This is a genomic window from Endozoicomonas sp. ONNA2, from assembly GCF_024606365.1.
In the GTDB taxonomy this organism is placed as follows: Bacteria; Pseudomonadota; Gammaproteobacteria; order Pseudomonadales; family Endozoicomonadaceae; genus Endozoicomonas.
Genome location: NZ_JAHHPO010000099.1, coordinates 1 through 4730, shown reverse-complemented (window position 1 = coordinate 4730; position 4730 = coordinate 1). Strand labels below are relative to the sequence as shown.

Genomic DNA, 4730 nt, shown 5'->3' with positions numbered 1-4730 from the left:
GTAGAGTGACTGAACACTTAGTCAGAAAATATGATTTCATTTGGTTAACTACTTAAGTACTCAAAAACGCCCGGGTTCACTTTCGCCCGGGTTACTGTCTGGGGGTAAGGGGGTCATCCAGAACCCAGAGCAGTTCATCCCTGAATGCCTTCAGGTTGAGATTGTGCCTGGTATTGAGTTTCTTCAGATGGGTAACCTCGTGATCAAGTGGTTTAATCCGGGCCGGTTGCAGGACAACCGGCTCATGGGGCTGAACATTCCGTGCCTGCTGTTGAGCCAAGTACTCAAGCAGACCTGGTGACAAGTATTCAGGGAGTGATGTAATCAGTGAGGTAATCATAAAGATCAGATTAGACGACAAGACGTAATTTTTCCTCATGTACTTTCGATTGATTATTTAAGGGAACTTTTTGCTGACTTTGTCGTAAGAAATGCGCATTGAAACCTGAGATATCAACTGTGAGTATTTAAAAATAGCCTTGATAATGAATATATCTGAAATTATTTTCTTCTTTTGAGTTGTGGCTGCGAATCCATTATGTACCCGCCAGGCTTGGCAAAACCGTTTCCAATAGGGAGGCACCAAGTCAACCACGACAAAATATTATGTGAAAAAAAACGTTTCTGGATTAAATGGTTCCCGGACTATTGCCCGTCAGTCAGATCAATCCCCCGCTATTGACTTGAGCCATTGTCACAGCTATTTCATCTTTACGCTGTTGTTAGCATTGGGTGTTAACAGTGGGTTTTAACAGTGTGCATCTACTCTGCGTTACTAAGTATTTATACGGTGTTTTGATGAAAAAACGATTGCCGCCTTTAAATTGGATCAGGACGTTTGAAGTTTCTGCCCGGCATCTGAGTTTTACTCATGCAGCTAACGAATTAAACCTTACCCAGGCGGCAGTGAGTCAGCAGGTCAAGGGCCTGGAGAGCCAGTTAGGCTGTTTATTGTTCCGCCGATTGCCAAGAGGGTTAGAGCTAACCGATGCGGGTGCGGCCTATCTACCTGCTGTCCACGATTCTGTTGAACGCTTGACCGTTGCCACTGAAGAAATCTTTGGTCATGGTCGGACCAGCCTGTTGACCATTAAAGTTAATATGGTGTTTTTTATTAAGTGGGTAGCACCAAGGCTAAAAAATTTCAGAAAACAGCACCCGGATATTAACTTGCGCTTGACCAGTAATATTTGGGTGAATGAAGTTGAGCGAGACAATAGCCTTGATAGTGATTTGGAAATTCGTTACGGCAGGGGCCATTGGCATGGGATGAAAAGTGACCGGTTAACCTGGGATGAACTCTTTCCTGTTTGTAGTCCCGGCTATTTAGCCAAATATCCGATTAATGAAGATACCTTTGATCCGGCTGATCATATGTTGCTGCACGTGATGGGCTACGAAGAAGGTTGGGGACACTGGCTTAGTAAAGCCAATTATAAAAATAAGAATATCAATCAGGGCTTTCATATGGACACTTTAGTGTCGGCATTGGAATTGGCGGTATTGGGTGTGGGCATTGCGCTTGGTCGCACGAGCCTGGTACAAGATCTTATTGATTCGGGCAAGTTGGTTACCCCGTTTAAAACTAAAATTTCCACCGATGAAGCTTTTTATCTTGTTTACCCCAACTCACATATTCATCCTCAAGAAGTCGAAGCATTTCGTAGCTGGTTACTCAGTGAAGTACAAACGGTCTGGCTGCTATAAAAAAAATGAGATCAAAGATGATAATTTTATTGCTGGTCAGTTTTTTCTACAGCTTTATGATGACACTGCTTAAGTAGCTAACCCTATGTAATCATATATTTCTGACTCCTTGTGTCGGCACTCTCGGCGACTGCTCTTGCGTTGCTCTGGTTCCTGCATCCATGCAGTCGTGCTTTGTTACAAAGTACCAGCCCGGGTAGCCAGAAATATATAATTCCATTTGGCCAACTGCCTGACACATTTTAATGTAACTGCCCAGTTTTCAAATGGGAGATTTAACAACGACTTTAATGAAATACAAAATTTAGTTTTTCTGTTTTGACACTGGAAATTGACAGTCTGACGAATTCAATTAAGTGAGAAATGCATTGAGTATGAAAGCAAACCTGCCACTAACCGGTATTCGGGTTATCGATTTTGGCCAGCAAATAGCCGGGCCTGCAGTTGCTATGATTTTGGCTGATCTTGGGGCAACCGTTATTCATATTGATCCACTAACAGGGCCACGATGGAAGAGTCCTGCCAATGCCATTTTGAATCGTAACAAAAGCACGGTAAATATTGATCTCAAATCAGACCGGGGGCTGGCACAGGCGTTAACCTTGATTAATCACGCCGATATCGTTTTAGAAAGTTTTCGTCCCGGTGTCCTGAAGCGTTTGGGGATTGATTTTGAACAGTTGCGTCAAGAGCGTCCTGAGCTGATCACTATTTCAATGCCGGGCTTTGCCAGTAATGATCAATTGCGCAGTCAGTGGAAAGCAACAGAGGCTATTATTGCTGCCAGCTCTGGTGCCTTTACGGATATGGGTTTTAACCGGGTGTTGATGGGCGTGGACCCCAGTTTTTCACCTCTGTCATTGGGCTCAGCCTATGGGACAGCGCTAGCGGCCAGCTCGGTGGTGGTGGCACTGGTAGCCCGGGAAAAACTCGGTGTTGGTGATCATATTGAAGTGCCAATTGCCACTGCCTTAATGGAAGGGCTATCGTACAACTCCATCGTCATTGAAGGTTTTCCAAAACGCTACCTGACCATGCGTGAGCATGAGATTAGCCATCGCAAAGAAAACAATATACCGATGGATGTCAGCTACGAAGATTTACAAGAGTACCTGGACCCCTTTTTTCGCACCTACGAATGTAAGGACGGCCGATTTTTCTACGCTGTTTGTCCATCCCATCGCAATCACGCCCGGCGATGCCTGCAAGTGCTGGGATTATATGAGGAGTTATTGGCCGAAGGTTTACCTGAGGTTGATAATCTGCATTTACCCATTAATGAGTGGGAAGGTGAAACCTCCATTGGTGTTTATCCACTGCCGAAGAAGTGGGCTGATATTATCTCAGCCAAAATGAAGAGGGTGTTTTTAACCAAAACCTCAGAAGAGTGGGGCGTTATTTTTGGCGAAGGGCAAATTCCGGGGGCGCCACATCGCACCACTGAGGAATGGGTGAACAGTGAGCACTGTGCGCAAGCGGGATTGATCGTTGAAGTTGATGATCCTGAATACGGAATAATGAAACAGCCGGGTCCTATGGTCTGGTTGGAAGAATCTGCTGAACAAATGTTAAAGCCAAGGGCCAGAGTCACGGTTGATTTTGAGTTAGCACTGGCTGAGCTTGCAGATGCTGAACACAGTGAAGCAACGCCCGGGCCCACTGGCACGGTTACGGCACAGGAAAACCGCGAGGCCTGGTTGGCAGGTATTAAAATACTTGATTTAACCAATGTGATTGCCGGGCCCCATGCTGCGGCATTTTTAACTCGCTTTGGCGCTGAAGTGATTAAATTGGACCCCGTGACACCATTGTATGATCCACTGATTGGCACCCTGTACAGTTTTCAAGCCAATATTGGCAAAAAGAGTGCCTTGGTGGATATTACCACTGACCAGGGACAGACTATTTTTCATCAGTTAATTCAATCCGTTGATCTGGTGTTAATTAATGCCCCTGAGCGTCAGCTGGAGCCTTTGGGTTTAGACGAAGCCAGCTTGCAGGCGATAAATCCGGGGGTGTTATTCTGTCGTTTGGATTGCCTGGGAGGCCCAAATCGTGGGCCAAAAACAGACTATATCGGTTATGATGACATTATTCAGGCAATCAGCGGTATTATGAGTCGTTTTGGTGGACCACAAACACCAGAAGAGCACGCACACATAGGGACGTTGGATGTTAATTGTGGTTTTGTCGGTGGTTTGGGGATGGCATTAAGCCTTTATCACAAAATGCGCACCGGGCAGCACAGCCGGGCATGCACCTCGTTATCTGCTGCAACCAATTTGGCACAAATTAAATTTGCCTATGATTATCCGGGTCGTGCTCCGTTTAATGAAGCATCCGGGCGGGAAGCTCTGGGCAATCACGATTTATCGCATTTTTACCTAACCAAAGACGGCCATTTATTTATTGATGCTATCGAGCAGGAGTTGATCAAGCTCGAACGGGTTCCGGGCCTTGCCGGCATTAGTGAAGTAGACGACAAGAAGAGCTTTTTGTCGGAAGCTCTCGCCAAAGCCAGTGCCGATCATTGGGCAGATGCACTACGGGAACAGGATATTGCAGCGGTGCGCTCTGTGGGGATCGCAGAGCTTCGGGAACGTTACACGCGCCCTGCCGATGGTAAAATTGGAATTCATCTTGGCAGTTATGCTTTTTCCAGCTATCACGACCATCCCAGTGGCTACCCGGTGACTATTGTTGATCACTGCTCAATCCGGCCTTCACGGGCACAAATTATTGCGCAACCACCCACCGAGCGATTTGGCCATTCCACCACTGAGATAATGGCCAGTCTTGGTTATACCAATGAACAAATTGCCACCCTGCTAAACGACAATGTTATCGGTACTGGCTGGGGGAAAGAGTACTTGCCGAGTTAACCGTGATTTCCCTGTAAGCAGCTGGCCATATGGAATCGATAGTTCTGGCTACCTGGGCAGTCTATTCTCGGACAGCCTCTCAGGTATTGCGGGTCTTGAATTGGAACCACGAAGCACACGAAGAGCACAAATGCCCATGGC

Annotated in this window: 3 protein-coding genes; 2 read left to right on the top strand and 1 reads right to left on the bottom strand. The window is 46.3% G+C overall.

The window, feature by feature from the left end:
- Positions 1-91 precede the first annotated feature (91 nt).
- Positions 92-361: a hypothetical protein gene (locus KDK14_RS01850; protein WP_257263316.1), complete on the bottom strand. Its 270-nt coding sequence runs from the start codon at positions 359-361 to the stop codon at positions 92-94.
- A 380-nt stretch (positions 362-741) separates the two neighbouring features.
- Here KDK14_RS01850 and gcvA point away from each other — a divergent pair, with 380 nt between their 5' ends.
- Both gcvA and KDK14_RS01840 read left to right on the top strand, forming a co-directional pair.
- The gene (gcvA, locus tag KDK14_RS01845; protein WP_257263315.1) at positions 742-1707 is read left to right on the top strand and encodes a transcriptional regulator GcvA; all 966 of its coding nucleotides are present in this window, start codon (positions 742-744) and stop codon (positions 1705-1707) included.
- A 374-nt stretch (positions 1708-2081) separates the two neighbouring features.
- Positions 2082-4589 carry a CoA transferase gene (locus KDK14_RS01840; RefSeq protein ID WP_257263314.1) on the top strand — a complete coding sequence of 836 codons (2508 nt, stop codon included), beginning with the start codon at positions 2082-2084 and terminating at the stop codon, positions 4587-4589.
- The last annotated feature ends 141 nt before the right edge of the window (positions 4590-4730 follow it).